The following is a 25,185-nucleotide window of genomic DNA, read 5'->3' as shown; positions in this document are numbered from 1 at the left end:
TGAACCCCAGTGTGTTAAGCAAATCTTTTTGTAGCGCCGCGTCAGTTCAGGTAAGGGGACCAGGATGGTTCTCTGACTTCGCCTTGTGCGGTAGGAAGCGGGAGCCTTACACGTCCATTAATGGACACGAGCATCAAGACTCCCCGGCCCTGCTGGCGGGTGGCGTAGATTACCATGGTGCCGTTGGGCGCAACAGTGGCTGACTCATCAAGGTTGGTATCTGTAAGGATTTTTACGGTTCCGCGCTGCAAATCCTGGGCCGCAACCCGGAAATTAGTGAAACCATCCTGACGGTGAATCATCACCAACGTCTTTTCATCGGCCGAAAGCTTAGGGTTGGCGTTGTAGTTACCGATAAAAGTAACGCGCTCTGCGCCCCCGCCATTCACGTTCGCCTTATAGACCTGTGGCTTGCCGCCACGGTCGGAGGTGAAGTAGATGGTCGAACCATCCTTGCCCCAGAACGGTTCGGTGTTGATGCCAGGGCCTGCGGTCACGCGATTGATCTGGCGCGAAGCCATGTTCATCACGTAGATGTCCGGGTTACCGTCCTTGGACAGTACGAACGCCAGGCGCGAACCATCCGGAGACCAGGCCGGGGCACCGTTGAGGCCTTCAAAGTTGGTGATCTGCTCACGACGGCCAGTATCGATGTGCTGGACGAAGATACGTGGACGTTTCTGTTCAAACGACACATAGGCAATACGCTTGCCGTCCGGCGCAAAACGCGGCGACAGGATTGGCTCACGCGATTGCAGCAAAGTCACGGCGCGAGCACCGTCGTAGTCCGAACGCTGCAAGGTATAACGGGTGTTGTCTACCGAGAAACGCTCAGCGGTTACGTACAGCAGGCGTGTCGAGAAAGCACCTTTGATACCGGTGAGCTTTTCAAACGACTGGTCCGAGATGTAGTGAGCCATGTCACGCAGTTGTTCGGCGGTGCCCGAAACGCTGCCGGTCAGGACCTGCTGCTCGGTGGCCACGTTGAACAATGCGTACTGGATCTGCAGGCGACCGCCGGCCGGCGTGATGCTGCCGACCATCAGGTACTGGGCGCCCACGGCCTTCCAGTCGCGGAAGATGACTTCGCTGGCCTGGGTCGGCTGGCTGATCATGTTGCCTTTCGGAATCGGCGCGTAGTAACCGGAGTTGCGCAGGTCGTCGCTGACGATCTGGGCCATGTCGTCCGGCAATACGCTGCCGCCCTGCCAGCCAAACGGTACCACCGCGATCGGAGTGGCCCGATCGCTGCCGCTGGTGACCAGGATGTTCTTTTCATCCGCCGCCGCTATCCCTGCCATACAGCAAATAACGACAAGCATTCCTCGAAGAAGGTTTCTCACAAGGCTAGATCCTCAGGTGTGAATGTCATCTTGAATGAACGATAGGGAGCGAAGTCGCTTGGTTTCATTCCCTGCATCTCGGTCAACCGGCCAATATTCTTGACTGCGGCAACCGCTGAACTGTCGAACGAACCGTCACCACTGGACTTGGCCACGCTGACCGAAGTCACCGTACCGTCCGGCAACATGCCGATCTGCAGCACTACTGTCATGCCTTTGCGTGCCGAAGGTGGACGTGTCCAGCCTTCTGCTGCCCGTGCCCGAATCAGGTCGTCGAAACTGCCCGCGACTTCATCACCACGTTCATCGGCCAGGGCTTGCTGACGTTGAGGCGTGTCGGAAAGCAAATCTGCCAAGGCCTGGGCCTTTTTCTCTTCGGCGGATTTACGTGCTGCTTCCTGGGCCTTTTTCTTCTGGGCGTCGGCGGCAGCTTTCTTCTTCGCTTCGTCGGCGACTTTCTTCTTCGCCTCGTCTGCTTCAGCTTTTTTCTTGGCGTCTTCGGCGGCTTTCTTCTTCGCGTCTTCGACTATCTTTTTCTTGGCCTCTTCAGCGGCCTTTTTCTTGGCCTCTTCTTCGGCAGCCTTTTTGGCTTCTTCTTCAGATTTCTTCTTGGCTATATCAGCCAATTGTTTCTCTTCGGCCTTTTTCGCTTCGGCAGCTTTCTCGGCTTTCTTGGCTTCATCAGCCTTTTTCGCCTCGTCCGCTTTCTTGGCTTCGTCAGCCTTTTTCGATTCCTCGGCCTTTTGAGCCGCCTCTTCTTTCTTTTGTTCCGCAGCAGCCTTCACCGCTTCCTGCTCGACCTTCTTCTGTTCCATCTGCTCGACTTCAGTCTGGCGCGCAGCCGACTTCTGGGCTTCACCCGCAATCTTCTGATTGGTCTGGGTGGTGGCCTGACTTTTCGATTTCAGCTGATACAGGGTCGCCTGCACGATCGGCTTGGCTGGCGGCAGGTCCGGGGTCATGGCAAAGCTGACGAACAGCATGCCAAACACCAGGACGTGCAGGGCGATTGCCCAGACGCTAGGCCAGAAGTAGCTTTCCGAGGCGGACGGCTCTCGCTGTTGCTGCATCAGGGCGCCTCGGTAATCAAGCCAACGTTACCGACGCCGGCCTTCTGCAGCCCGCCCATGGCACCCATGACGGAGCCGTAGTCGACCGCCTTGTCACCGCGGATGAAGACCTGGGTGTGCTTGCCGCCTTCGTTGCCAGCGCGAATGATCTTGGTCACCGCATCGGTCATCGCCGGCAAGGTCATCGCCTTGTCCTGCTGCTTCTGCGTGTCGACTTCGCTGCCAAGGTTCCAGTAATAGGTCTTGTCGGACTTGATCGAAATGGTCAGCACCTGGGTGTTGTTGTCCTGGGGCAAGGCTTCGCTGGAAACCTTGGGCAGGTCAACCTTCACACCCTGGTTGAGCATCGGCGCGGTCACCATGAAGATCACCAGCAGCACCAGCATCACGTCGATGTAAGGCACCACGTTCATCTCGGCGACCGGCTTGCGCTTGGTTCGAGCTCGAGTGATTAAAGCCATCGGGAAGTACCTGCTTATTCTTCGCTGGTGTGCACTTTACGGTGCAGGATCGCCTGGAACTCGTCGGCGAAGGTGTAGTAACGGCCAATCAGGTTTTCGCCGCGAGCGGCAAAACGGTTGTAGGCGATTACTGCGGGGATGGCAGCGAACAGGCCGATCGCGGTGGCGACCAGGGCTTCGGCGATACCCGGGGCCACGGTGGCCAGGGTCGCTTGCTGCGCCTGGGCCAGGCCACGGAAGGAGTTCATGATCCCCCATACGGTACCGAACAGGCCGATGTACGGGCTGACCGAACCTACGGTGGCGAGGAACGGCAGGCTTTGCTCCAGCTTCTCTTCTTCGCGGGAGATAGCGACGCGCATGGCACGGGCCACGCCTTCCATCACCGCTTCCGGGTCAACACCTGGCTGCTGGCGCAGACGGGAGAACTCCTTGAAACCGGCGCGGAAGATCTGCTCGACGCCGGAGTCCGGGTCCGGGTTGCTGCCGGCCTGGCGGTACAGTTTGGACAGGTCGATACCCGACCAGAAGCGCTCTTCAAAGCTCTCCAGGGCACGTCGACCGGCACGCAGCAGGTTGCTGCGCTGAAAAATCATGACCCAAGAGGTAACCGATGCGGCTACCAGGGTCAGCATGACCAGTTGAACCACGACACTGGCATTGCTGACCAGGCTCCACATGGAGGAATGGTCGACGACGGTAGGTTCCACGCTAAATCTCCTGCTTTGATTGTTTACCCGCGCCGCTTACGCCGGCAAAGGCCGCACGCAGAGCTTCGGGAATGGCCCGGGGTTTCAAACTATTGGTGCGCACACAGGCCACCAGGAACTGCCCCTCACAGAGCAGCGTTGCATCCGTAGCCCGCCTGACCTGCTGCTTGAAACGCAGGCTGACACGGTTCAATTCGATTACTTCAGCGCTTACCAGCAGCTCATCGTCCAACCGCGCCGGCGCGTGATAGCGCGCCTCGCTGGAATGCACGACAAACAACAGGTCCTCTCCCGCCAGCTCGGATTGGGCAAAGCCCAGCTCTCGTAGCCGCTCGGTGCGGGCCCGCTCCATGAACTTGAGGTAATTGACGTAATACACGATGCCGCCGGCATCGGTGTCTTCGTAATAAACGCGACAGCGATGTACGAACGACTGATCCCCGTTTTGCGCGCGCATACTCTAGTGCTTACTCCTCAGGTTGCCAATCCGGCTGGGCAACTGTTTTTTCGTTGTCTGAAACATTTCTACTGACTGAATGACGACACCAGCCACTAGGACAGCACAAACCTCGGATAAATCGTCTGGCGTGAAGCTTTTAATCGTCCACTGCATCGAGAAATTCGTCTACTACAGGCATCTCGCCCAATCGTGACGGAATGTTTAGCCCAAAGTGCAAATAGGCATGCCGCGTCACCACTCGCCCTCTTGGCGTACGCATGATGTAACCCTGTTGGATCAGGTACGGCTCGAGTACGTCCTCGATGGTATGACGTTCTTCACTGATCGCAGCCGCCAGGCTGTCCACACCGACCGGGCCACCGTCGAACTTCTCGATCAGGGTCAAGAGTAGACGCCGATCCTGGTGATCGAAGCCATGTTCATCCACATCCAGCAGGTTCAAGGCCAGGTCCGCGACGGCCTTGGTGATATGCCCCTTGGCCCGCACCTCGGCAAAGTCGCGAACCCGGCGCAGCAAGCGGTTGGCAATCCGTGGCGTGCCCCGGGCCCGACGGGCAATTTCAAACGCACCGTCCGGGTCCAGCGGCAAGCCGAGAATGCTCGCCGAACGGCTGACAATGGTCGCCAGATCGGCAGTGCTATAGAACTCCAGACGTTGAACAATGCCGAAACGGTCTCGCAACGGGTTGGTCAGCATGCCGGCGCGCGTGGTCGCCCCCACGAGGGTAAAGGGCGGCAGGTCGAGCTTGATCGAACGTGCGGCCGGGCCTTCGCCGATCATGATATCCAGCTGGAAATCTTCCATGGCCGGGTACAGCACTTCCTCGACAATCGGCGACAACCGATGGATTTCGTCGATAAACAGCACGTCGTGGGGTTCAAGATTGGTCAGCAAGGCCGCCAAGTCACCCGGACGCTCCAGCACGGGCCCCGAGGTCGACTTGATCGACACGCCCATTTCCTGGGCGATGATATTGGCCAATGTGGTTTTACCCAGCCCCGGTGGCCCGAAGATCAGCGTGTGGTCCAGGGACTCAGTGCGCCCGCGTGCAGCCTGGATGAACAGCTCCATTTGCTCGCGCACGGTCGGCTGGCCGATGTATTCGGCCAGGCTCAGGGGGCGAATAGCCCGGTCTTGGACTTCTTCACGGTCACGCGGGCCGGTGGCCGCGATCAGACGATCAGCTTCAATCACTTAAATCATTCCCTTCAGGGCTCGGCGGATCATGTCTTCGGCGCTCAGGTTCTTGTCCTTGATGGCCGACACCGCCTTGCTCGCTTCCTGGGGCTTGTAGCCCAGGGAAATCAGCGCATTGACGGCATCGCTTTCTGCACTGGCGACCTGGGCCGCCGGCATATCCGGCTGGTTCGGCACGAGCGCGAACATGCTCGGTACGACCTCCCAGGCTTTGAAACGATCCTTGAGTTCCACCAGCAGGCGTTCCGCAGTTTTCTTACCGACACCCGGCACCTTGGTCAAGGCCGAGGTGTCCTGGGCCGAAACCGCACGGACCAACTCGTCCACCTCCAGGCTGGACATCAAGGCCAAGGCAAGTTTGGGCCCCACGCCATTCAGGCGGATCAGCTCGCGGAAGAAGTCGCGGTCGCGCTTGCCGATGAAACCATAGAGTAATTGCGCGTCCTCACGAACCACCAGGTGAGTGTGCAACGTAATCGGCTCGCCGACCGACGGCAGGCGATAGAGGGTGGTCATGGGCACTTCCAGCTCATACCCCAGCCCATTGACGTCCAGAATCAGGTTCGGCGGCTGTTTCTCAGCCAGGGTGCCGCGCAAGCGTCCAATCACGGTTCAGATCCTTAAAGCTTGGGGTCAGATCAAAGCCTGACCGTAAATAACGATTGCGCTGATGCTATCAGAGACGCAGCCGCCCGCCACGACTGCGTGCGGTGCCGAGACCATGGGGCAGCAGACTGGAACGGGTGTGCGCATGGCAAATGGCAATGGCCAGGGCGTCGGAGGCGTCGATTTGCGGTTTGGCGGTGAGCTTGAGCATGTGCATGACCATCATTTGTACTTGCTCTTTATTGGCCGCGCCGGTGCCGACCACGGCCTGCTTGACCTGGGTCGCGGTGTATTCGGCGATCTCCATACCCTCCTCGGCACCGGCGACGATGGCGGCGCCACGGGCCTGGCCGAGTTTCAGGGCTGAGTCGGCATTTTTTGCCATGAACACTTTTTCGATGCCCATCGTCACCGGGCCATAGGTCTGGATGACCTCACGCACGCCGCGATAAACGATCTGCAGGCGCTCGGCCAACTCGCCCGCACCGGTGCGGATACAACCCGAGGCCACATACACGCAGCCACGCGGGGTCTGCTGCACCACGCCAAAACCGGTGATGCGTGAACCGGGGTCGATACCTAGGATTAAAGTCATAACGCCTGCAGGTTAAATAAAACAAATGTTGATACATCAACGTGCCAATGTGGGAGGGGGCTTGCTGCCGATAGCGGGGTGTCAGTTATCCATAAGTCGACTGAACCACCGTTATCGGGAGCAAGCCCCCTCCCACATGGACCTACATCGCTTTTCAGCCTAGCTGTTCGGCGACGGATTCCGGGATGTCCGCGTTGGAATACACGTTCTGCACATCATCCAGGTCTTCAAGCATATCCAGCATCTTCAGCACTTTCTGCGCGCCGTCCAGGTCCAGCTCGGCGCTGGTGGTCGGCAGCATCACGATTTCCGCGTCGGTGCCTTTGAAACCAGCGGCGTCCAAGGCGTTGCGCACAGCGTAGAAACTGGCGAACGAGGTGAACACGTCGATGGAGCCATCTTCGTTGGTCACCACATCGTCGGCGTCCGCCTCCATCGCGGCCTCCATCAGCGCATCTTCGTCCGTTCCCGGTGCGAAGCTGATCTGCCCCTTGCGCTCGAACAGGTAAGCCACCGAACCGTCGGTACCGAGGTTGCCGCCGCACTTGCTGAATGCGTGGCGCACGGCCGCGGCGGTGCGGTTGCGGTTGTCGGTCATGCACTCGACCATTACCGCCACACCGCCCGGGCCGTAGCCTTCGTAGCTCAGTTCGACCATGTCGTCTGTGTCGGCGGCGCCGGCGCCACGGGCCACGGCGCGGTCAATGATGTCACGGCTCATGTTCGCGCCTAGGGCCTTGTCGAGCGCCAAACGCAAGCGCGGGTTGGAACCCGGATCACCACCGCCCTGACGGGCCGCGACGGTCAGTTCACGAATCCACTTGGTGAAGATCTTGCCCTTCTTGGCATCCTGACGCTCTTTGCGGTGCTTGATGTTCGCCCACTTGGAATGGCCAGCCATAACACAACTCCGAAATTCTGTAGAAACCTTATCAACCCCGCCCCAGGGCGGACTTTTCTTTTTAAAGTGCAGCCCTTGTAACGCAAAGGCGCATCCGAAGATGCGCCTTTTTAGACTGCGTAAACCTCAGTGCGCTTTCACGCAGCGGCCTTACTCAGCTTTCGGCGTCTCACGCAGGCGAATGTGCAGCTCGCGCAGTGCCTTGGCATCCACCACACCCGGCGCCTGGGTCATGACGTCCGCAGCGCTCTGGGTTTTCGGGAAGGCAATCACTTCACGGATCGACTGGGCGCCGGTCATCAGCATCACCAGGCGGTCCAGACCGAACGCCAGGCCACCATGGGGCGGCGCGCCGTACTTCAGGGCGTCGAGCAGGAAGCCGAACTTCTCTTCCTGTTCCGCTTCGTTGATGCCCAACAGGCGGAACACCGCTTGCTGCATCTCTTTACGGTGGATACGGATCGAACCGCCGCCCAACTCCGTGCCGTTGAGCACCATGTCGTAGGCACGGGACAGAGCGCCCGCCGGGTTGGCTTCCAGCTCGGCCGGCGAGCACTTCGGCGCGGTGAACGGGTGGTGCAAGGCGCTGAAGCTGCCGTCGTCGTTCTCTTCGAACATCGGGAAGTCAACGACCCACATCGGGGCCCACTCACAGGTCAGCAGGTTCAGGTCATGACCGAGCTTGATACGCAGTGCGCCCAAGGCTTCGCTGACGATCTTGGCCTTGTCGGCACCGAAGAACACGATGTCGCCGTCGACTGCACCGACGCGATCGAGGATCGCGTTCAGGTTCTCCAGCGGAATGTTTTTCACGATCGGCGATTGCAGGCCATCAACACCGTTGGCGCGCTCGTTGACCTTGATGTACGCCAGGCCCTTGGCACCGTAGATGCCGACGAACTTAGTGTAGTCGTCGATCTGCTTGCGCGGCATGCTCGCGCCGCCAGGCACGCGCAGGGCGGCAATACGGCATTTCGGATCGTTGGCCGGGCCACTGAACACCTTGAAATCAACTTCTTTGAGTTGATCGGCCACGTCCACCAGTTCCAGCGGGTTACGCAGGTCTGGCTTGTCGGAACCGTAGCGGCGCATGGCTTCTTCGAAGGTCATGTGCGGGAACTCGCCGAACTCCAGGCCCAGCACTTCCTTGAACAGGTTGCGGATCATTTGTTCGGTCAGGCCCATGATCTCTTTTTCATCGAGGAAGCTGGTCTCGATGTCGATCTGGGTGAATTCGGGCTGGCGGTCGGCGCGCAGGTCTTCGTCGCGGAAGCACTTGGCGATCTGGTAGTAACGGTCGAAGCCGGCCACCATCAGCAGTTGCTTGAACAACTGCGGCGATTGCGGCAGGGCGAAGAACGACCCCGCGTGGGTACGGCTAGGCACCAGGTAGTCACGTGCGCCTTCCGGCGTGGCACGGGTCAGGATCGGTGTTTCAACGTCGAGGAAGCCGTTCTCGTCGAGGAAGCGACGGATGCTGGTGGTCATGCGCGAACGCAGGCGCAGCTTCTCAGCCATTTCCGGGCGACGCAGGTCCAGGAAGCGGTAGCGCAGGCGGGTTTCTTCGCCCACGTCGGAGTATTCGTTGAGTGGGAACGGCGGGGTTTCCGCCTCGTTCAACACTTCCAGCTCATAGCCCAGCACTTCAATACCGCCGGACGCCATGTTCTTGTTCACGGCACCAGCCGGACGCAGGCGCACCTTGCCGGTGATCTTCACGACGTATTCGCTGCGCACACGGTCGGCGGCGGCGAAGCTCTCGGCGCGGTCCGGGTCGAACACCACCTGGGCCAGACCATCACGATCACGGATATCGAGGAAGATCACCCCGCCGTGGTCGCGACGACGGTGAACCCATCCGCAAAGGGTGATTTCCTGACCTTCCAGGGTCTCGTTCAGTTGGCCGCAATAGTGGCTGCGCATCATGGTAGTGGTTTCACTTCTCGTAATTCGAAATTCGGTGGAGGCCCGCCTCGTCACCGTACATTAAAGCAGGGGACGGATAATGCAGGAGCCTGCGCGTAGAGTTCAACTCAGTCTGCTTTGTCGCCGCCCGCCAGGTTCTTCTTCGAACCGGTCTTGAAGTCGGTTTCGTACCAGCCGCTGCCACTCAGGCGAAAGCCCGGCATCGACAACATCTTCTTCAGCTCAGGCGCCTGGCAGGCAGGGCAATCGACCAGCGGTGCTGCGCTGATCTTTTGAATGGCTTCCAACTGATGACCACAGGAAGCACATTGATAGTCGTACATGGGCATGGAGATGTCTCGGCGATCAGATCGTTACGGCGCCACGCCTGCTCACTGCTCCTTGGAGCACGAAGAAAGCCGGCATGCGCGGCAAAGCGCGGGATTATATCTGGTAAATCGGCACAGCGCAGCCGCCTTTCTGCCCGAAGCCCGGCCCGCCTTGACAGTGGGCCGGCTTCGCTACCGCCGGGCTAATCGGGGGGCATGAGGGCAACGCGGCCTTTTAACAGGTGAACCACGCATACCACCCTGACCAGCCCGCTGAAGTTTTTCACCCCCCCATACCGCAAGTGCACTTCCCGATCGACATAGGACAACAATGCACTGACCGAGCAGGCATTGATCCTGGCTATTTCCGTGAGGATATTCCAATAGATCTGTTCAAGCCGCAGGCAGGTGGAAAACCCATTGAGCCTCACCGACCGCGACAGCGGCTTGGCCAGCCCCATGTCGAACCCCTTGGCGAAGGGGTCGACCTTTATCTTGTGAAAACCGCAGGTCTCCATCACTCCCTTACCCATTCCGCGTGACATACACCTGACACTCCATTGCCAAACAGCAGCCCATGGGCTTGTCCCATTGGGCAGTGGGCCTATAAAACAGCAGGACGCGAGGAGCAGCCAGAAGACACGGCGTTGATAATCGTAGGACAACGCCAGGAAGTGCACGGAAACAAGCGGGCAGCGCCAGGAAGGCGCCACCCGGGAATTAACCCTTACTGGTTTTCAAGCAGGGAGCGCAACATCCATGCGGTTTTCTCGTGGACCTGCATGCGCTGGGTCAACAAGTCCGCCGTCGGCTCGTCGCTGACCTTGTCGAGCAATGGGAAGATGCCCCGCGCGGTGCGCGTTACCGCTTCCTGGCCGGCGACCAGTTGCTTGATCATCTCTTCGGCGCTCGGCACACCCTCCTCCTCCTTGATGGAAGAAAGACGGGCGTAGATCGAATAAGCACCCGGTGCCGGGAACCCCAGGGCACGGATGCGCTCGGCAATGGAGTCCACCGCCAGCGCCAGTTCGTTGTACTGCTCTTCAAACATCAAGTGCAGCGTACGGAACATGGGGCCGGTGACGTTCCAATGGAAATTGTGGGTTTTCAGATACAACACATAGGTATCGGACAGCAGCCGTGAAAGTCCGTCGACGATGGATTTACGATCTTCTTCACTGATACCAATATCGATTGCCATGTTTTTCCCCTTCAATTGACGAGCATTCATTGATCAGGTGCAGGACCACTCTAGCAAGAGTGCCGGCGGCGTGCAGCCCGCCCTCCCGAGGTGGAGTGCGGCAAATCGTCCCTGTGCGGCTTGTCGGCCCGCGACCGGCAAGCCTTCAGGGAGTAGGAAAATGCCGAAAATGCCGCTCAAAAAACCCGCACCTGTCTAGGACAAGCGTTTGACGCAGAAATGTCCAAGCAGCCGCAACACCCCGAAATGCTTGATTTGAGTAGGCACAGCCTTTGCTGTTAAATAGGTGACGTGGGGCGGCCGTTCATTTCTGCGGCACATCCCATAGGCTGATACCCGCGCACGTGCTCAACGCCTCCCATTGTTCAGAAGCGAACCGTGCCGGTCAGCTCTTCCTTAGTGTTCCGTCTTAACGTGAGTTAATCAAAATGTTGAAAATCGTCCACCTGCTAACGGGCGTTGCAGCTTTGCTGCTGTCGTTTATCCCGAGCCTGCAGCCTGAAAGCCTGCCCTATCTGGAACAACACGATGCCCTGTACCTGGCCTTGTTCGGCCTTCTCAACCTGGCGCTCGCACCGGTAATTCCTTACTGGAACAAAGGCACGCGTCATCAACTGCAAAACCTGGTCAGCGCGCTGCTGGTACTGACCGTTGTCGTTCAAACCCTCACCCTCCTGGCACCGATGCCTGAAGTGGGCGGCCATCCGGCCATCCTGCTCAGCCTGGTGATTGCTGTGGTCGCCATCGTTCTTCACCTGGCCATCAGCTTCTACCGCTCGTCCCCTGCGGCCGCGTCGCAAAACTACGACATGACCAACCGGGATACCGGTACCGTCAAGTGGTTCAACACGTCCAAAGGCTTCGGCTTTATTTCCCGCGACTCGGGCGACGATATTTTCGTCCACTTCCGGGCTATCCGTGGCGAAGGCCATCGCGTCCTGGTCGAAGGCCAGCGCGTGGAGTTCTCTGTCATGAACCGTGACAAAGGCCTGCAAGCCGAAGATGTCATCGCTGCACTGCCGCGTCGCTGACCCCAGCCTGCGCAGCAAAAAAAACCGCGACCCAGCCTGCTGGATCGCGGTTTTTTTATTCGCGCCGATTGATCAATAGTGCGGCGGCGGCGCTTCTTCTTCAGACGTCTCGAACTGGCCACCCATTTCTTCCTGGCGCTTGAGCAGCGCGGTCATCTGCAGTTGCAGGCGCTCGACGGCCCGCTGCTGGGTAACCAGAATGTCATTGAGGGTTTCGATGGTGTCGTCCTGGAAGGCCAGGCGGCTTTCCAGGTCAGTGACGCGGTCTTGCAGGTCCATGGTTCAATCCTGGGTAAAAATGAAGCTGGCAGGCAATAGCTCGCGCAATCGACTGCGGATAGCCGCCACTTGCTCTTCAGTGTAAGGCTGCGCCGGATGCTTGCCCCAGACCGGTGCAGGCCAGGCGGCGTCATCGCGTTTACGCACGATCACATGCACGTGCAACTGGCTGACCACATTGCCCAATGCACCAATGTTCATCTTATCGGCCGCCAGCCCTTCATTGAGCAGCTGCGCCAGGGCGGTGGTTTCCTGCCACAGGGTCTGCTGATCGGCAACATCCAGTTGAAACACTTCACTGATACCTTCAATACGCGGAACCAGGATGAACCAGGGGTAATGGGCATCGTTGGACAGCAGCAGGCGGCAAAGCGGGAAATCCCCTATGACCTTCGTGTCTTGTTGCAGGCGTTGATCCAAGGCGAACACGTGAGTACTCCGTTGCGCAGGTCGATTTCAGGCGCCCAGCATACCTTCGATTGCAGGTGGCTTCACGGCGAATGCGCTGGGCCTTGAGTCAACCGACGAAAATTCATGCCCTGTTTCGATGCAAGCAAATAGTTGAGCTACGCTGATCCTGGTCGCTAGCAGTTGCACCAAAATGACCCACTTGTGCCTCAAAGAGATCCGCCGATTACCCACCAAGGAGTGTGAACCGGTAACGTTTTGCTCTGGCACAGGATTCATGGACCACCGAAGGGGTAAACGGCACGTGCGTCAAGCCCAAACCAAACGGCGTAAAAAGCCCGTGCTTATGCGGTTTTTACAGGGCCGTAATGTTTTTCACGAAAAAATGACATTCGGTTACCCCTTTGTGCACGCTTGTTGCATTCACACCCACATCGTCGGCAACGACACTCGCCTGGAAGCCGGTGTTTCGCGATAAAAAACAGCAGCGTTTCAATGCACGCCAAGGATGAGTTCAAACTTCGAAGGGTGGTTTGAAAGAGTATTGAAGTTGTCAGCCCAGTTACAGTCGGGCTGTGAATTTGCGACATGGAGCTAGCGATTTACGACAGCCTCGTAAAGAAGCTGAAAGGATAGATGGGTAAGTATCGTCAATAACGTCTGCGTGATATAACTTTGCGCCGACACAAAAAAGAAAGAGCCGCCCAGATAAAAATACAGGTGGGACGGCAGTACTCTTCCTAAAACCAAAGGAGCAAATCACGATGCGCGTGATGAAGTGGAGCATGATCGCCCTGGCTGTTTCAGCAGGCACCTCGCAGTTCGCAATGGCGTCCGCCCAGGACGACTCCAAGGGCTTTATCGAGGACAGTACAGCCAGCATTCTGACTCGTACTCTGTACTTCAGCCGTGACTTCCGTAACAACGCGCCAGGCACCCAGAGCCGCCGCGAAGAAACGGGTCTTGGCTTCCACGGTCTGTTCAGCTCGGGCTACACCCAAGGCACCATCGGGGTCGGTGTCGATGCCATCGGCTTGCTGGGCCTCAAACTCGACAGCGGCAAGGGCCGCGCCGGTACCGGCCTGTTCCCTAACGGCTCCGACGGCCGTGCGCAGGACGACTATTCCAAGGGTGGCGCAGCCATCAAGTTCCGTATTTCCGATACGGTCCTGAAAGTGGGCGACCAATACACCACCGCTCCGGTATTCGCATCCGACGACAGCCGCCTGCTGCCAGAGCTGCCGCAAGGTATCTCGATCACCAGCAACGAGATCAAGGGCCTGAAACTGGAAGCCGGTCACTTCACCTCGATCGTTGCCCAGGACCACACCTACAAGGACAGTATCGCCAGCGCCGAGCCAGGCACCGGTACCGGCCTGCGCGATGCCAACTTCGTCGGCGGCGTGTACTCCTGGACGCCTGAGTTCACCACCAGCCTCTACTACTCGAAAGTAGAAGACTACTGGAAGAAGCTCTACGCCAACGTGAACTGGACTCACGCGCTCGACAAAGATCAGTCGGTAGCCGTTGACTTCAACATCTACAGCACCAAAAGCGACGGTGCCGGCCTGCAACGCGCAGAAAAAGACGGCACCACCAAACTGGATAACCGTGCCTACAGCTTGCAAGGCGCGTATACCTACCAGGCTCACACATTCACCTTGGCCTACCAGAAGGTCAGCGGTGACGGTGACTACGGCTATGGCGTAGACGGTGGCGGCACGATTTTCCTGGCCAACTCCGTCGCCCGTTCCGACTTCAACGCTGAAGACGAGAAATCCTGGCAAGCTCGCTATGACCTGAACATGGCCACCTTCGGCGTGCCAGGCCTGAGCTTCATGACTCGTTACGTCAGCGGTAGCGGCGCCAACACCGGCACCACGTCGAACGGTAAAGAGTGGGAACGCGACATCGAAGCCAAATACGTGATCCAGAGCGGCCCGGCCAAAGACCTGAGCCTGCGCGTACGTCAAGCGACCTATCGTTCGTCTGACGGCGTGTACTACGGTTCGGCGTCCATCGACGAACTGCGTCTGATCGCGCAATACCCGCTGAACATCTTGTAATTAGCCGCTTGATTACAATGATGACCTAAGGCATCCGCCTTAACTAAAAAGCCGCTCCCCTGTTCACAAGGGAGCGGCTTTTTTATTGCAGTTATATTTCACTGGAAAAATAGCAAGCTAACTAACCAGACAAAAACCCGCACACCTGACCTGACCGCTCAGCCAAGTTTTGCAGCATCACACTTAGTTACTTCGTAGCACTTTCCTGCATTACACGAATAACCCGCTGCGGAAACGGAATATCAATACCTGCCGCTTTCAAACGATCACGCGCCAGTTCATTGAGCATGAACATCACATCCCAATAATCCGCCGTCTTGGTCCAGCAGCGCAGCGAAACGGTGATCGAACTGTCGCCCAAGGTCGACACCACGGCTACCGCCGCCGGGTCGGCCAGTACGCGAGGGTCCTTGGCCAGTTCCAGCAGCACTTCACGGGCTTTCTGCAGATCAGCGTCATAGTCCACACCCACATCAAACACCACCTTGCGGGTCGGCTGACGGTTGGTGTTGGTGATGATGCCGTTGGACAGGCTGCCATTCGGGATGATCACCGTCTTGTTGTCGCCGGTGCGCAACACGGTGTGGAAGATCTGGATACTGTCGACGGTACCCGAGGTGCCCTGGGCTTCGATCCAGTCACCAATGCGGAACGGGCGGAACAACAGAATCAGCACGCCACCGGCAAAGTTCGCCAGGCTGCCTTGCAATGCCAAGCCAATGGCCAAGGTCGCGGCACCAATCGCCGCCACGAACGAGGTGGTTGCCACGCCGATCATGGAGGCCACGTTGACCACCAGCATCACCTTGAGCGCGATGTTCGCAAGGCTGGTGATGAAGTGCTGCAGCGCCAGGTCCGCATTGCGCAGCGCCAGCAAACGCCCGACCCGATGGGTCAAGACGTTGATCAGCCACCAGCCGATGGCCAGGGTGACCACCGCCAGTAAAAACCGGCTGCCGTATTCCATGATCATCGGGACCCACGACTGCGAGGTCTTGATCAACTGATCCACTTCTGCGTTTAAATCCATGTAGCTTCTCCTGTTGGGCGGTGTGCGGCTTTATCAACTGCCTGAAAACGCAAATGAGCCCCTTGGGGCTCAATGGCAGGCGCAGGTTCCGGGGCGTGGGACGTCAAAAACGCCGACGGGTTCCCCGCAGAGCCATCAGTCGCGGAAGTTATTGAACTGCAGCGGCATGTCGAAGGACTTGGCGCGCAGCGCTGCGATCGCTTCTTGCAGGTCATCACGTTTCTTGCCCGTGACCCGCACCTGCTCACCCTGGATGGCAGCCTGCACTTTGAGCTTGGCATCCTTGATGTGGGCGACGATTTTCTTGGCCAGCTCTTTGTCGATGCCTTCCTTGAGGACGGCTTCCTGCTTCATCAGCTTGCCCGAAGCGTAGGCGTCCTTGATTTCAAGGCATTGCGCGTCGATCTTGCGTTTAACCAGGGACAGCTTGAGGATCTCGATCATCGCTTCCAGCTGGAAATCGGCTTCAGCGGTCAGGTTGACGGTCAGTTCCTTTTCCTTGAATTCGAAGCTGCCCTTGCCTTTCAAGTCATAGCGACGGTCCAGCTCCTTGACGGCGTTCTCGACGGCGTTGGTGACTTCGTGTTTGTCCAGTTCGGATACCACGTCGAACGAAGGCATGTCATTTCTCCAATATAAGGGGCGGGCTCAGTAGAGATGGAGCGCGCCCGAGCTAAAATGCCGGGGCATTATAGCGGTTCTTTCGCCGCGTTCACTGCGAGCAGCCCTACGGAGTAAAAACTGATGTCGACCACCTGGCATATTCTCGGCGCCGGCAGCCTGGGCACCCTCTGGGCTGCGCGCCTGGCACGCGCTGGCCTGCCCGTACGGCTGATCCTGCGCGATGATGCACGCCTGGCCAGCTATCGGGCGGGGCCGGGGTTGACGCTGGTCGAACAAGGCATAGCGCACACCTATCCGGTAATCGGCGAAACGCCTGACAGCCCGGAACCGATTCATCGCCTGCTGGTGGCGTGCAAAGCCTACGACGCGCAAAGCGCAGTAGCCCAGTTGCAACATCGATTGGTACCGGACGCCGAACTGGTCCTGCTGCAAAACGGCCTCGGCAGCCAGGACGCCGTCGCCGCCCAACTGCCCCAGGCCCGCTGCATCTTTGCCTCCAGCACCGAAGGCGCATTCCGCGACGGCGACTGGCGCGTGGTATTTGCCGGCCATGGCTATACGTGGCTGGGCGATGCCGCCCACCCCACGCCACCGCTGTGGCTGGATGACCTGCACGCCGCGGGCATCCCCCACGAGTGGAGCACCGCGATTCTCACGCGTCTATGGCGCAAGCTGGCCCTCAACTGTGCGATCAATCCTTTGACCGTGCTGTACCAGTGCCGCAACGGTGGCCTGCAAAGCCATCAATGTGAAGTGGCGACCCTGTGCGCCGAGCTGACCGAGTTACTCGAATGCAGCGGCCAGCCGGCCGCTGCCGAGCATTTGCACAGTGAAGTGGAACGGGTGATCCAGGCCACCGCCGCCAACTACTCGTCCATGTACCAGGATGTAGCCAACCGCCGCCGTACCGAAATCAGCTACCTGCTGGGCTACGCCTGCGAAGCCGCTGCCCGCCATCAATTGGCCCTGCCGCACCTGCAACAGGTACAGGCGCGCCTGGTCGAGCACTTGCGTGCACACGGATTGGCCAGCGACTGAGGCACGCGCTACCCTGCCTACCTGTCTATCACCTGGGAAAACCCTGATGCCACTGCGCCAGCGTCTTGAAAATCTACCGGTAGGGCAGAAACTGCTGGCCGCCTTGCTGGTGTTGTTGACCACCGTATTGTTGGTGGCCAACCTGACGTTCATCAGCGCGGCTTACTGGATCTCCCAGGAAAGCATGGCGCCCCAGGCGCTGCAGGCCATCGGGCGGTTGGTGTCCAACCCGTCACTGGCCGCTGAAGCCCTCGAATCGCCTACCAAGGCCGAAGCCCTGCTCAATGAACTGACCAGCTATTCACCGCTGCGCGCCGCTGCGTTGTATGACGGCGAAGGCACTCGCCTGGCGCAGATGCAGCACGCCAATCGCCTGCACCTGCCGGATAATTACCGGCATATCGAGGCTTGGCGCCTCACTGAGTTTCGCAGCAACCAGGTCATCACCCTGCCCCGTCCCGGCCAGCCTCCCGGGCATCTGCTGCTGGTGGCCAGCAGCGAACTGCCAATGGCGTTTTATACCGGCACGCTGACGGCCAGCCTGGGCATCCTGATTTTCAGCGTGCTGCTGTGGCTGGTCATTGCCCGACAGATCAAGCGCCTGATCACTCGCCCCATCCACGAACTGGAAGAGCTGTCGCGTCAGGTGACTCGCGAAGAGAACTATTCCTTGCGCGCCGGGCGCGGCAACCATGACGAGATCGGCAGCCTGGCGGAAGCCTTCAACACGATGCTGTCGCGCATCGAAGCCCGCGAGCAGCAGCTCAAACGCGCCCGTGATGACTCCCAAGCCGCTTACGACCAAGCCCAGGGCCTGGCCGAGGAGACCCGTCATACCAACCGCAAACTCGAGCTGGAAGTACAGGTTCGCAGCAAGATCGAGAAAAAACTCACCGGTTTCCAGAACTACCTGAACAGCATCATCGACTCGATGCCGTCGGCGCTGATCGCCTTGGACGAACAACTCTACGTCACCCAGTGGAACCAGGAAGCCAGCGCCCTTTCCGGGACACGCCTGGATGAGGCGCTGAATCAACCGATCTTTCTCGCCTTCCAGCCGCTCAAACCCTACCTGAGGCAACTCAAGGCCGCGGTCGAGCAGCACAGCGTGGAACGCATCGAGCGCGTCACCTGGGTCAAGGATGACGAGCCCAAGCATTACGCCCTGACGTTTTACCCGTTGATGGGCGGTGCCGGGCGCGGCGTGGTAATCCGGATCGACGACATCACCCAGCGCCTGTCGCTGGAGGAAATGATGGTGCAGTCGGAAAAAATGCTCTCCGTCGGCGGGCTTGCCGCAGGCATGGCCCATGAGATCAACAACCCGCTGGGAGCCATCCTGCACAATGTCCAGAACATTCGCCGCCGCCTGTCTCCCGACCTGCCCAAGAACCTGGAACACGCCGAACAGGCAGGCATCGAGCTGGACACCGTCAACCGCTACCTGCAAAGCCGCGAAGTGCCGCAGTTGCTCGACGGCATCCAACAAGCCGGCGCTCGGGCTGCGAAGATCGTCACCCACATGCTCAGTTTCAGCCGCCGCAGCAATCGGCAGATGGCGCCCTGCGATCTGCCGGCGCTGATCGACCAGGCAGTGGAAATTGCCGGTAACGACTTTGACCTGACCATCGGCTTCGACTTCAAGGGCCAGGCGATCATCCGCCAATTCGATCCACTGCTAGGCCCGGTACCGGGCACCGCCAACGAGCTGGAACAGGTGTTGCTCAACTTGCTGAAAAACGCCGCCCAGGCCATTCACCTGCGTGAAGACGACAGCGAGCCGGGGCGCATTATCTTGCGCACCCGCCTCAACCCGCCGTGGGCCGAAATCCAGGTGGAAGACAATGGCATCGGCATGAGCGAAAGCGTGCGCAAACGCACCTTCGAACCGTTCTTCACCACCAAGGAAATCGGCCAGGGCACCGGGCTTGGGCTGTCGGTCTCGTACTTCATCATCACCAACAACCACAAGGGCCAGATGGAAGTACAGTCGACCCTCGGCCAAGGTACCTGCTTCACGCTGCGCCTGCCCTTGGCGGGCAGCCAATTGCCACCCTACGAACTCACGCAACCGGAGCAATGACCATGGGCTTTCGCCTGTCGAAGATCTACACCCGTACCGGCGACCAAGGCGAGACCGGCCTCGGCGACGGCCGTCGCGTGCCCAAGGACCATCCGCGGGTGGAGGCCATTGGCGAGGTCGACACCTTGAACAGTCAATTGGGCCTGCTGCTGGCCAATCTTGAGGAACAGAGCGGCAAGCACCCTGAACTCAAGGATGTGATCGAGGTGCTGACGCCTTGTCAGCATCGGTTGTTCGACCTGGGCGGTGAACTGGCAATGCCGGTGTACAAAGCCTTGAATGCAGCCGAAGTGGATCGGCTGGAAGCGGCGATTGACCGCTGGAATGAAGAAGTCGGGCCGCTGGAGAACTTCATCCTGCCGGGTGGTTCGGCGCTGATCGCGCAAGCTCATGTATGTCGCAGCCTGGCGCGCAGTGCAGAACGGCGCTGTCAGCAGTTGAATGCGCTTGAGCCGCTGGAAGGCGTGGGGCTTGCGTATATCAATCGGTTATCGGATCTGTTGTTTGTGGCGGCGCGGGTGATTGCCAGGCGCCAGGGTGTTTCGGAGGTTCTGTGGCAGGCGGCGGCTAAACCACACTGAGGGTTGTGTAGTGACTGATCGGGCCCTATCGGGAGCAAGCCCCCTCCCACAAAAGCAACTTGTTCAACTGTGGGAGGGGGCTTGCTCCCGATGAGGCATCAATGGCTGATCAGACTTCCGGCCAGAACGCCCGGATCCCTGCCACACCCTGAGCCCCGGCTTCCCAGGCCTGCTCTCGCTCGGCGGGCCCAAGCCCACCCAACAGAAACACCGGCTTGCTGAACCCACTGATCAACTGCGCCGCCTGCTCCCAGCCCAACGGCTGTGCATCTGGATGGGTCAGGGTCGGCTGCACCGGCGACAGCGTGACGAAATCCACATCCATCATTTGCGCCAGAGCCAGTTCTTCGGCGTTGTGGCACGAGGCCGCCAGCCAGCGGTCCTTCGGCAACGGTCGCCCCTTGCTCGCGTATTTACGCAGTTGCGCCGAAGTCATGTGCCAACCGGCCGAAGGAAAGTCCCCCAGCCACTCGAACGGCCCCTTGAGCATCAACTGGGCCTTGCCGGCACACAGGCCAACCGCATCCACCGCCAGGTCACGATACTTGGGGTCGTAACCGTTGGGCGCACGCAGTTGAACCAGCTTGATACCACCGGCAATGGCTTTCTGAAGGCCGCGCAGCAGCGTGGGAGTTTCCAGCTCACCCGGGGTGATCAGGTACTCGGCAGGCAAGCGCGCAGCGGCAACGATCGGTGCATTGGCCGCCGGGAACTCATAGTTGATCAAGTCCCGAGGCGCTACCCATTCCAGCGGTTGCCCTTCGGCACCATGAGGCTCGCCGGTGAACGCCGAGACCTCCCAGACATCCAGTAACACCTGCTTGTCCGGGTAGTCGTGTTGCACCTTGATCAGCGGCCGGGCCGTGGTGACCCGGATGCCCAGCTCTTCGTGCAGCTCGCGCGACAAGGCGGTTGCCACCGACTCATCGGCCTCCACCTTGCCCCCAGGAAACTCCCAGAGGCCGCCCTGATGCTGGGTATCGGCACGGCGCGCCAGCAGAATCCTGCCGTCGGCACCGCGGATCACCGCTGCTGCTACATGCACTCGTTTCACCGCGTTTATCCTCTTGGCTATCAGGTACGGTATTCCGCGTTGATCTTCACGTACTCGTGGGACAGGTCGGTGGTCCAGATGGTTTCGCTGCACTCGCCACGACCCAGCTCGATACGGATGGTGATTTCTTCCTGCTGCATCACCGCCGAGCCCTGGGCTTCGGTGTAGGTTTCAGCACGGGCACCGCGGCTGGCAATGCACACATCGCCCAGGAACACGTCGATCTTGCTCACGTCCAGGTCCGGCACGCCGGCACGGCCAACGGCCGCCAGGATGCGCCCCCAGTTCGGGTCTGAGGCGAACAGTGCGGTCTTGATCAGCGGTGAGTGGGCCACGGTATAGCCCACATCCAGGCATTCCTGGTGGTTGCCGCCGCCGTTGACTTCAACGGTGACGAACTTGGTAGCGCCCTCGCCGTCGCGCACGATGGCCTGGGCCACGTCCATGCACACTTCAAACACCGCCTTTTTCAGCGCGTCGAACAGGGGGCCTTCGGTGGTGGTGATTTCCGGCAGGTTGGCCTTGCCGGTTGCGATCAACATGCAGCAATCGTTGGTGGAGGTGTCACCGTCGATGGTGATGCGGTTGAACGACTTGTTGGCGCCATCCAGCATCAGCTTGTGCAGCACCTCGCGGGAAACCTTGGCATCGGTGGCGATGTAGCCGAGCATTGTGGCCATGTTCGGACGGATCATGCCGGCGCCCTTGCTGATGCCGGTCACCGTGACGGTCACGCCTTCGTGCACGAACTGACGGCTCGCGCCCTTGGGCAGAGTGTCGGTGGTCATGATGCCGGTGGCGGCGGCAGCCCAGTTATCCACAGACAGGTCGTCCAGGGCAGCTTGCAAGGCGCCTTCGATTTTTTCCACCGGCAGTGGCTCACCGATCACGCCGGTGGAGTACGGCAGCACTTGGCTGGCGTCTACGCCCGCCAATTGGGCCAGCTTGGCGCACGTGCGCGCAGCGGCAACCAGGCCTGGCTCGCCGGTACCGGCGTTGGCATTGCCGGTGTTGGTCAGCAGATAACGAATCGAACCGGCAACGCGCTGCTTGGCCAGGATCACCGGTGCCGCGCAGAACGCGTTGAGGGTGAACACGCCCGCGACGGTCGAGCCTTCGGCACAGCGCATCACCACCACATCCTTGCGCCCCGGACGCTTGATGCCGGCCGAAGCGATACCGAGTTCGAAACCGGCAACCGGGTGCAATGTGGGCAAAGGACCAAGACCAACAGCCATGAATGCGCTCCTCAAAAATAGGGGGTGTCTGTGCCGTCGTAAGCGACGGTGAAATTAATGGCAAAACGCCGCGACGGCAAAAGCCGGTCGCGGCGCGGAGTATTGCAGCGTCGGGCGAAAATCTTATTCGATCTGGCCGTGGCAGTGTTTGAATTTCTTGCCCGAACCGCAGTAGCACAGTTCGTTGCGGCCCAGCTTCTGATCGTTGCGAACCGGCGTTTGAGCCAGTGCCACATCCACCTCTTCGCCCAAGACTTCAGGCGCTTCCAGGCCCGGTGCCTCGTCATGCTGGAACTGCATGCGGGCGGCCAGCGCTTCGGCTTCCTGACGCAGGCGAGCTTCTTCCTCGGCCGGATCTTCGCGACGCACCTGAACGTGGGACAGCACGCGAATCGAATCGCGCTTGATCGAGTCCAGCAGTTCGGAGAACAGCGTGAACGACTCGCGCTTGTACTCCTGCTTCGGGTTCTTCTGGGCGTAGCCACGCAAGTGGATGCCGTGACGCAGGTGATCCATGGTCGACAGGTGGTCTTTCCACAGGTCGTCCAGCACGCGCAGTACGATTTGTTTTTCGAAGGTGCGCAGTGCTTCGGCACTCGCCTGCTCTTCTTTTTCGTTGTACGCGGCCAGCAGCTCGGTCATCAGCTTCTCGCGCAGCGTCTCTTCGTACAGGTGATCGTCTTCGTCCAGCCACTGCTGAACCGGCAGGTCAACACCGAAGTCGCTCTTCAAGGCCGCTTCCAGGCCGGCGACATCCCACTGCTCAGGCAGGGACTGTGGCGGGATATGGGCGCTGACGGTGGCGTTGAGCACGTCCTGACGGAAATCGGCGATGGTCTCGCCAATGTTGTCGGCGGCCAGCAACGTGTTACGCATGTGATAGATCACTTTACGCTGTTCGTTGTTGACGTCGTCGAACTCGAGCAGTTGCTTACGAATGTCGAAGTTGCGGCCTTCGACCTTGCGCTGCGCCTTCTCGATGGCGTTGGTCACCATGCGGTGCTCGATCGCCTCGCCGGACTGCATCCCCAGGGCTTTCATGAAGTTCTTCACCCGGTCCGAGGCGAAGATACGCATCAGGCTATCTTCCAGGGACAGGTAGAAACGGCTGGAACCGGCGTCACCCTGGCGACCGGCACGGCCACGCAGCTGGTTGTCGATACGACGCGATTCATGACGCTCGGACGCAATCACCTGCAAGCCACCGGATTCCAGCACGGCCTGATGGCGTTTCTGCCAGTCGGCCTTGATCTGGGCGATCTGCTCGGGGCTCGGGTTTTCCAGTGCCGCGACTTCCACTTCCCAGTTACCGCCCAACAGGATGTCGGTACCACGACCGGCCATGTTGGTGGCAATGGTCAGCGCGCCTGGGCGACCGGCCTGGGCGATGATCTCGGCTTCTTTTTCGTGGAACTTGGCGTTGAGGACCTTGTGCTCGATACCTTCCTTGTTGAGCAGGTTGGACACGTGCTCGGAAGTCTCGATGGTAGCGGTACCCACCAGGATCGGGCGGCCTTTGGCCATGCCGTCCTTGATATCGTTGATGATTGCCGCGTATTTCTCTTCGGCAGTCAGGAATACCAGGTCGTTGAAATCCTTACGCGCCAGCGGCTTGTTCGGTGGAATCACCATCACGGCCAGGTTGTAGATCTGGTGGAACTCGAACGCTTCGGTGTCGGCCGTACCGGTCATGCCGGACAGCTTGTTGTACAGACGGAAGTAGTTCTGGAAGGTCGTCGACGCCAACGTCTGGCTTTCAGCCTGGATGTTGAGGTTTTCCTTGGCTTCGATGGCCTGGTGCAGGCCTTCGGACAGACGGCGACCCGGCATGGTACGCCCGGTGTGTTCGTCGACCAGCACGACCTGGCCGTCCTGCACGATGTATTCAATGTTGCGATGGAACAGCTTGTGGGCACGCAGGCCGGCGTAAACGTGGGTCAACAGGCCCAGGTTGTGTGCCGAGTACAGGCTTTCGCCCTCAGCCAGCAGGCCGATCTGGGTCAGCATGTCTTCGACGAACTGGTGACCGGCTTCGTTGAGTTCGACCTGACGGGTCTTCTCGTCGATCGTGAAGTGACCTTCTTTGGTCACGACGCCTTCCACTTCTTCGATGTGCTGGGTCAGACGCGGAATCAGTTTGTTGATTTCGGTGTACAGGCGCGAGCTGTCTTCGGCCTGGCCGGAGATGATCAGCGGAGTACGGGCTTCGTCGATCAGGATGGAGTCGACTTCGTCGATCACGGCAAAGTTGAGTTCACGCTGGAATTTTTCTTCCATGCTGAACGCCATGTTGTCGCGCAGATAGTCGAAACCGAATTCGTTGTTGGTACCGTAGGTGATATCGGCAGCGTAGGCGGCGCGCTTCTCTTCCGGCGGCTGGAACGGCGTTACCACGCCGACGGTCAGGCCGAGGAATTCATAGAGCGGGCGCATCCAGTTGGCGTCCCGGCGAGCCAGGTAGTCGTTCACCGTCACCACGTGCACGCCCTTGCCGGACAGTGCGTTGAGGTAAACGCCCAGGGTTGCCACCAGGGTCTTGCCTTCACCGGTACGCATTTCGGCAATCATGCCTTCATGCAAGGTCATGCCGCCGATCAACTGAACGTCGAAGTGGCGCATGCCCATGACACGCTTACCGGCTTCACGGGCGACCGCAAAGGCTTCGGGAAGCAGTTTGTCGAGGGTTTCACCTTTGGCTATGCGGGCCTTGAACTCTTGGGTCTTGGCGCGCAATTGGTCGTCCGAAAGGGCAACCATCTGCTCTTCGAGGGCATTGACCAGTTGCACCGTCTTGAGCATGCGTTTGACTTCGCGCTCATTCTTGCTTCCAAAAAGTTTCTTTAACAAAGGCGCAAACATATCGGCAGGTTCTTCCACACATAGGGATGGAGGGCGCACCGTGAGTGGCCCGAGCAGCCCTCACGGCCGCATGCGAACGCGCATTCTACCCGGAATCGTGGGTGAGGAAAGTGGC

General features: G+C 59.4%; 25 protein-coding genes. 5 read left to right on the top strand and 20 right to left on the bottom strand.

The genetic code is table 11. The features are described from left to right. Positions 1 to 41: 41 nt before the first annotated feature. The 13 genes from tolB to ACQRBV_RS13550 form a co-directional block, all read right to left on the bottom strand. The gene (gene tolB / locus ACQRBV_RS13610; protein ID WP_060754185.1) at positions 42 to 1,322 is read right to left on the bottom strand and encodes a Tol-Pal system beta propeller repeat protein TolB; all 1,281 of its coding nucleotides are present in this window, start codon (positions 1,320 to 1,322) and stop codon (positions 42 to 44) included. Positions 1,323 to 1,339: 17 nt separating this feature from the next. Then, positions 1,340 to 2,413 carry a cell envelope integrity protein TolA gene (tolA, locus tag ACQRBV_RS13605; RefSeq protein WP_060754186.1) on the bottom strand — a complete coding sequence of 358 codons (1,074 nt, stop codon included), beginning with the start codon at positions 2,411 to 2,413 and terminating at the stop codon, positions 1,340 to 1,342. After that, positions 2,413 to 2,865 (bottom strand): protein TolR, encoded by a 453-nt coding sequence (gene tolR / locus ACQRBV_RS13600; protein ID WP_161549410.1) that lies wholly within the window; start codon positions 2,863 to 2,865, stop codon positions 2,413 to 2,415. The genes tolA and tolR overlap by 1 nt, the downstream gene beginning before the upstream one ends. Positions 2,866 to 2,888: 23 nt before the next feature. Then, a complete protein-coding gene (gene tolQ, locus ACQRBV_RS13595; RefSeq protein WP_060754188.1) occupies positions 2,889 to 3,584 on the bottom strand; it encodes a protein TolQ in 696 nt (231 codons plus the stop codon). Position 3,585: 1 nt separating this feature from the next. Then, positions 3,586 to 4,041, bottom strand: coding sequence for a tol-pal system-associated acyl-CoA thioesterase (gene ybgC / locus ACQRBV_RS13590; protein WP_060754189.1), 456 nt, complete (start codon positions 4,039 to 4,041; stop codon positions 3,586 to 3,588). Positions 4,042 to 4,180: 139 nt separating this feature from the next. Then, entirely contained in the window at positions 4,181 to 5,239 is a 1,059-nt protein-coding gene (gene ruvB / locus ACQRBV_RS13585; protein ID WP_090368863.1) for a Holliday junction branch migration DNA helicase RuvB, read from the bottom strand. Then, positions 5,240 to 5,851, bottom strand: a complete 612-nt coding sequence (gene ruvA / locus ACQRBV_RS13580) for a Holliday junction branch migration protein RuvA (RefSeq protein WP_411984785.1) — start codon at positions 5,849 to 5,851, stop codon at positions 5,240 to 5,242. A 67-nt stretch (positions 5,852 to 5,918) separates the two neighbouring features. Further along, positions 5,919 to 6,443 carry a crossover junction endodeoxyribonuclease RuvC gene (gene ruvC, locus ACQRBV_RS13575; protein WP_025854762.1) on the bottom strand — a complete coding sequence of 175 codons (525 nt, stop codon included), beginning with the start codon at positions 6,441 to 6,443 and terminating at the stop codon, positions 5,919 to 5,921. 154 nt (positions 6,444 to 6,597) lie between these two features. Next, complete coding sequence (locus ACQRBV_RS13570) at positions 6,598 to 7,344, bottom strand: YebC/PmpR family DNA-binding transcriptional regulator (protein WP_060754191.1); 747 nt, start codon at positions 7,342 to 7,344, stop codon at positions 6,598 to 6,600. A 150-nt stretch (positions 7,345 to 7,494) separates the two neighbouring features. After that, positions 7,495 to 9,270, bottom strand: coding sequence for an aspartate--tRNA ligase (gene aspS, locus ACQRBV_RS13565; RefSeq protein ID WP_060754192.1), 1,776 nt, complete (start codon positions 9,268 to 9,270; stop codon positions 7,495 to 7,497). A gap of 107 nt (positions 9,271 to 9,377) precedes the next feature. Then, a complete protein-coding gene (locus ACQRBV_RS13560; protein WP_010208103.1) occupies positions 9,378 to 9,599 on the bottom strand; it encodes an FmdB family zinc ribbon protein in 222 nt (73 codons plus the stop codon). Between the two features lie 182 nt (positions 9,600 to 9,781). Next, positions 9,782 to 10,123 carry a ribbon-helix-helix domain-containing protein gene (locus tag ACQRBV_RS13555; protein WP_060754193.1) on the bottom strand — a complete coding sequence of 114 codons (342 nt, stop codon included), beginning with the start codon at positions 10,121 to 10,123 and terminating at the stop codon, positions 9,782 to 9,784. A gap of 182 nt (positions 10,124 to 10,305) precedes the next feature. After that, positions 10,306 to 10,779, bottom strand: coding sequence for a Dps family protein (locus ACQRBV_RS13550; protein ID WP_003193874.1), 474 nt, complete (start codon positions 10,777 to 10,779; stop codon positions 10,306 to 10,308). A 428-nt stretch (positions 10,780 to 11,207) separates the two neighbouring features. On the opposite strand from ACQRBV_RS13550, the gene ACQRBV_RS13545 reads away from it, so the two are divergent. Further along, on the top strand, positions 11,208 to 11,810 hold the full coding sequence (locus ACQRBV_RS13545; RefSeq protein WP_090368859.1) for a cold-shock protein: 603 nt from the start codon (positions 11,208 to 11,210) through the stop codon (positions 11,808 to 11,810). 72 nt (positions 11,811 to 11,882) lie between these two features. Here the strand turns inward: ACQRBV_RS13545 and ACQRBV_RS13540 are convergent, their stop codons facing one another. Further along, entirely contained in the window at positions 11,883 to 12,089 is a 207-nt protein-coding gene (locus ACQRBV_RS13540; protein ID WP_015885618.1) for a SlyX family protein, read from the bottom strand. Between the two features lie 3 nt (positions 12,090 to 12,092). After that, positions 12,093 to 12,518 (bottom strand): HIT domain-containing protein, encoded by a 426-nt coding sequence (locus ACQRBV_RS13535; RefSeq protein ID WP_060754196.1) that lies wholly within the window; start codon positions 12,516 to 12,518, stop codon positions 12,093 to 12,095. Positions 12,519 to 13,261: 743 nt separating this feature from the next. Here ACQRBV_RS13535 and ACQRBV_RS13530 point away from each other — a divergent pair. Beyond that, positions 13,262 to 14,563, top strand: coding sequence for an OprD family porin (locus tag ACQRBV_RS13530; RefSeq protein WP_244385168.1), 1,302 nt, complete (start codon positions 13,262 to 13,264; stop codon positions 14,561 to 14,563). Between the two features lie 187 nt (positions 14,564 to 14,750). Here ACQRBV_RS13530 and ACQRBV_RS13525 read toward each other — a convergent pair whose 3' ends face one another. Then, the gene (locus ACQRBV_RS13525) at positions 14,751 to 15,593 is read right to left on the bottom strand and encodes a mechanosensitive ion channel family protein (RefSeq protein WP_060754198.1); all 843 of its coding nucleotides are present in this window, start codon (positions 15,591 to 15,593) and stop codon (positions 14,751 to 14,753) included. A 135-nt stretch (positions 15,594 to 15,728) separates the two neighbouring features. Beyond that, the gene (locus ACQRBV_RS13520; RefSeq protein ID WP_060754199.1) at positions 15,729 to 16,214 is read right to left on the bottom strand and encodes a YajQ family cyclic di-GMP-binding protein; all 486 of its coding nucleotides are present in this window, start codon (positions 16,212 to 16,214) and stop codon (positions 15,729 to 15,731) included. A 123-nt stretch (positions 16,215 to 16,337) separates the two neighbouring features. On the opposite strand from ACQRBV_RS13520, the gene ACQRBV_RS13515 reads away from it, so the two are divergent. The 3 genes from ACQRBV_RS13515 to ACQRBV_RS13505 are packed head-to-tail and all read left to right on the top strand — an operon-like array spanning position 16,338 to position 19,919. Next, entirely contained in the window at positions 16,338 to 17,255 is a 918-nt protein-coding gene (locus ACQRBV_RS13515; RefSeq protein WP_205344702.1) for a putative 2-dehydropantoate 2-reductase, read from the top strand. Between the two features lie 46 nt (positions 17,256 to 17,301). Then, on the top strand, positions 17,302 to 19,338 hold the full coding sequence (locus ACQRBV_RS13510; RefSeq protein WP_411984786.1) for a sensor histidine kinase: 2,037 nt from the start codon (positions 17,302 to 17,304) through the stop codon (positions 19,336 to 19,338). Positions 19,339 to 19,340: 2 nt separating this feature from the next. Then, positions 19,341 to 19,919: a cob(I)yrinic acid a,c-diamide adenosyltransferase gene (locus ACQRBV_RS13505; protein ID WP_411984787.1), complete on the top strand. Its 579-nt coding sequence runs from the start codon at positions 19,341 to 19,343 to the stop codon at positions 19,917 to 19,919. A gap of 109 nt (positions 19,920 to 20,028) precedes the next feature. Here ACQRBV_RS13505 and ACQRBV_RS13500 read toward each other — a convergent pair whose 3' ends face one another. The 3 genes from ACQRBV_RS13500 to secA form a co-directional block, all read right to left on the bottom strand. Continuing rightward, a complete protein-coding gene (locus ACQRBV_RS13500; RefSeq protein ID WP_060754203.1) occupies positions 20,029 to 20,973 on the bottom strand; it encodes a Nudix family hydrolase in 945 nt (314 codons plus the stop codon). A gap of 20 nt (positions 20,974 to 20,993) precedes the next feature. Next, positions 20,994 to 22,211: a bifunctional glutamate N-acetyltransferase/amino-acid acetyltransferase ArgJ gene (gene argJ, locus ACQRBV_RS13495; protein ID WP_060754204.1), complete on the bottom strand. Its 1,218-nt coding sequence runs from the start codon at positions 22,209 to 22,211 to the stop codon at positions 20,994 to 20,996. A gap of 123 nt (positions 22,212 to 22,334) precedes the next feature. Further along, positions 22,335 to 25,070: a preprotein translocase subunit SecA gene (gene secA, locus ACQRBV_RS13490; protein ID WP_198760573.1), complete on the bottom strand. Its 2,736-nt coding sequence runs from the start codon at positions 25,068 to 25,070 to the stop codon at positions 22,335 to 22,337. Positions 25,071 to 25,185: the final 115 nt, after the last annotated feature.

The organism is Pseudomonas sp. R11F (assembly GCF_050312575.1).
GTDB lineage: Bacteria > Pseudomonadota > Gammaproteobacteria > Pseudomonadales > Pseudomonadaceae > Aquipseudomonas > Aquipseudomonas palleroniana.
Note: the sequence above shows the minus strand (reverse complement) of the source record. Positions and strands in the feature narration are given on the sequence as shown.

Excerpts from the sequence above, each read along its gene's own strand:
- tolB (WP_060754185.1), bottom strand. The coding sequence starts at position 1,322 with ATGCTTGTCGTTATTTGCTGTATGGCAGGGATAGCGGCGGCGGATGAA.
- tolA (WP_060754186.1), bottom strand. The coding sequence starts at position 2,413 with ATGCAGCAACAGCGAGAGCCGTCCGCCTCGGAAAGCTACTTCTGGCCT.
- ybgC (WP_060754189.1), bottom strand. The coding sequence starts at position 4,041 with ATGCGCGCGCAAAACGGGGATCAGTCGTTCGTACATCGCTGTCGCGTT.
- ruvC (WP_025854762.1), bottom strand. The coding sequence starts at position 6,443 with ATGACTTTAATCCTAGGTATCGACCCCGGTTCACGCATCACCGGTTTT.
- ACQRBV_RS13570 (WP_060754191.1), bottom strand. The coding sequence starts at position 7,344 with ATGGCTGGCCATTCCAAGTGGGCGAACATCAAGCACCGCAAAGAGCGT.
- aspS (WP_060754192.1), bottom strand. The coding sequence starts at position 9,270 with ATGATGCGCAGCCACTATTGCGGCCAACTGAACGAGACCCTGGAAGGT.
- ACQRBV_RS13560 (WP_010208103.1), bottom strand. The coding sequence starts at position 9,599 with ATGCCCATGTACGACTATCAATGTGCTTCCTGTGGTCATCAGTTGGAA.
- ACQRBV_RS13555 (WP_060754193.1), bottom strand. The coding sequence starts at position 10,123 with ATGTCACGCGGAATGGGTAAGGGAGTGATGGAGACCTGCGGTTTTCAC.
- ACQRBV_RS13550 (WP_003193874.1), bottom strand. The coding sequence starts at position 10,779 with ATGGCAATCGATATTGGTATCAGTGAAGAAGATCGTAAATCCATCGTC.
- ACQRBV_RS13545 (WP_090368859.1), top strand. The coding sequence starts at position 11,208 with ATGTTGAAAATCGTCCACCTGCTAACGGGCGTTGCAGCTTTGCTGCTG.
- ACQRBV_RS13540 (WP_015885618.1), bottom strand. The coding sequence starts at position 12,089 with ATGGACCTGCAAGACCGCGTCACTGACCTGGAAAGCCGCCTGGCCTTC.
- ACQRBV_RS13530 (WP_244385168.1), top strand. The coding sequence starts at position 13,262 with ATGCGCGTGATGAAGTGGAGCATGATCGCCCTGGCTGTTTCAGCAGGC.
- ACQRBV_RS13525 (WP_060754198.1), bottom strand. The coding sequence starts at position 15,593 with ATGGATTTAAACGCAGAAGTGGATCAGTTGATCAAGACCTCGCAGTCG.
- ACQRBV_RS13520 (WP_060754199.1), bottom strand. The coding sequence starts at position 16,214 with ATGCCTTCGTTCGACGTGGTATCCGAACTGGACAAACACGAAGTCACC.
- ACQRBV_RS13515 (WP_205344702.1), top strand. The coding sequence starts at position 16,338 with ATGTCGACCACCTGGCATATTCTCGGCGCCGGCAGCCTGGGCACCCTC.
- ACQRBV_RS13510 (WP_411984786.1), top strand. The coding sequence starts at position 17,302 with ATGCCACTGCGCCAGCGTCTTGAAAATCTACCGGTAGGGCAGAAACTG.
- ACQRBV_RS13505 (WP_411984787.1), top strand. The coding sequence starts at position 19,341 with ATGGGCTTTCGCCTGTCGAAGATCTACACCCGTACCGGCGACCAAGGC.
- argJ (WP_060754204.1), bottom strand. The coding sequence starts at position 22,211 with ATGGCTGTTGGTCTTGGTCCTTTGCCCACATTGCACCCGGTTGCCGGT.
- secA (WP_198760573.1), bottom strand. The coding sequence starts at position 25,070 with ATGTTTGCGCCTTTGTTAAAGAAACTTTTTGGAAGCAAGAATGAGCGC.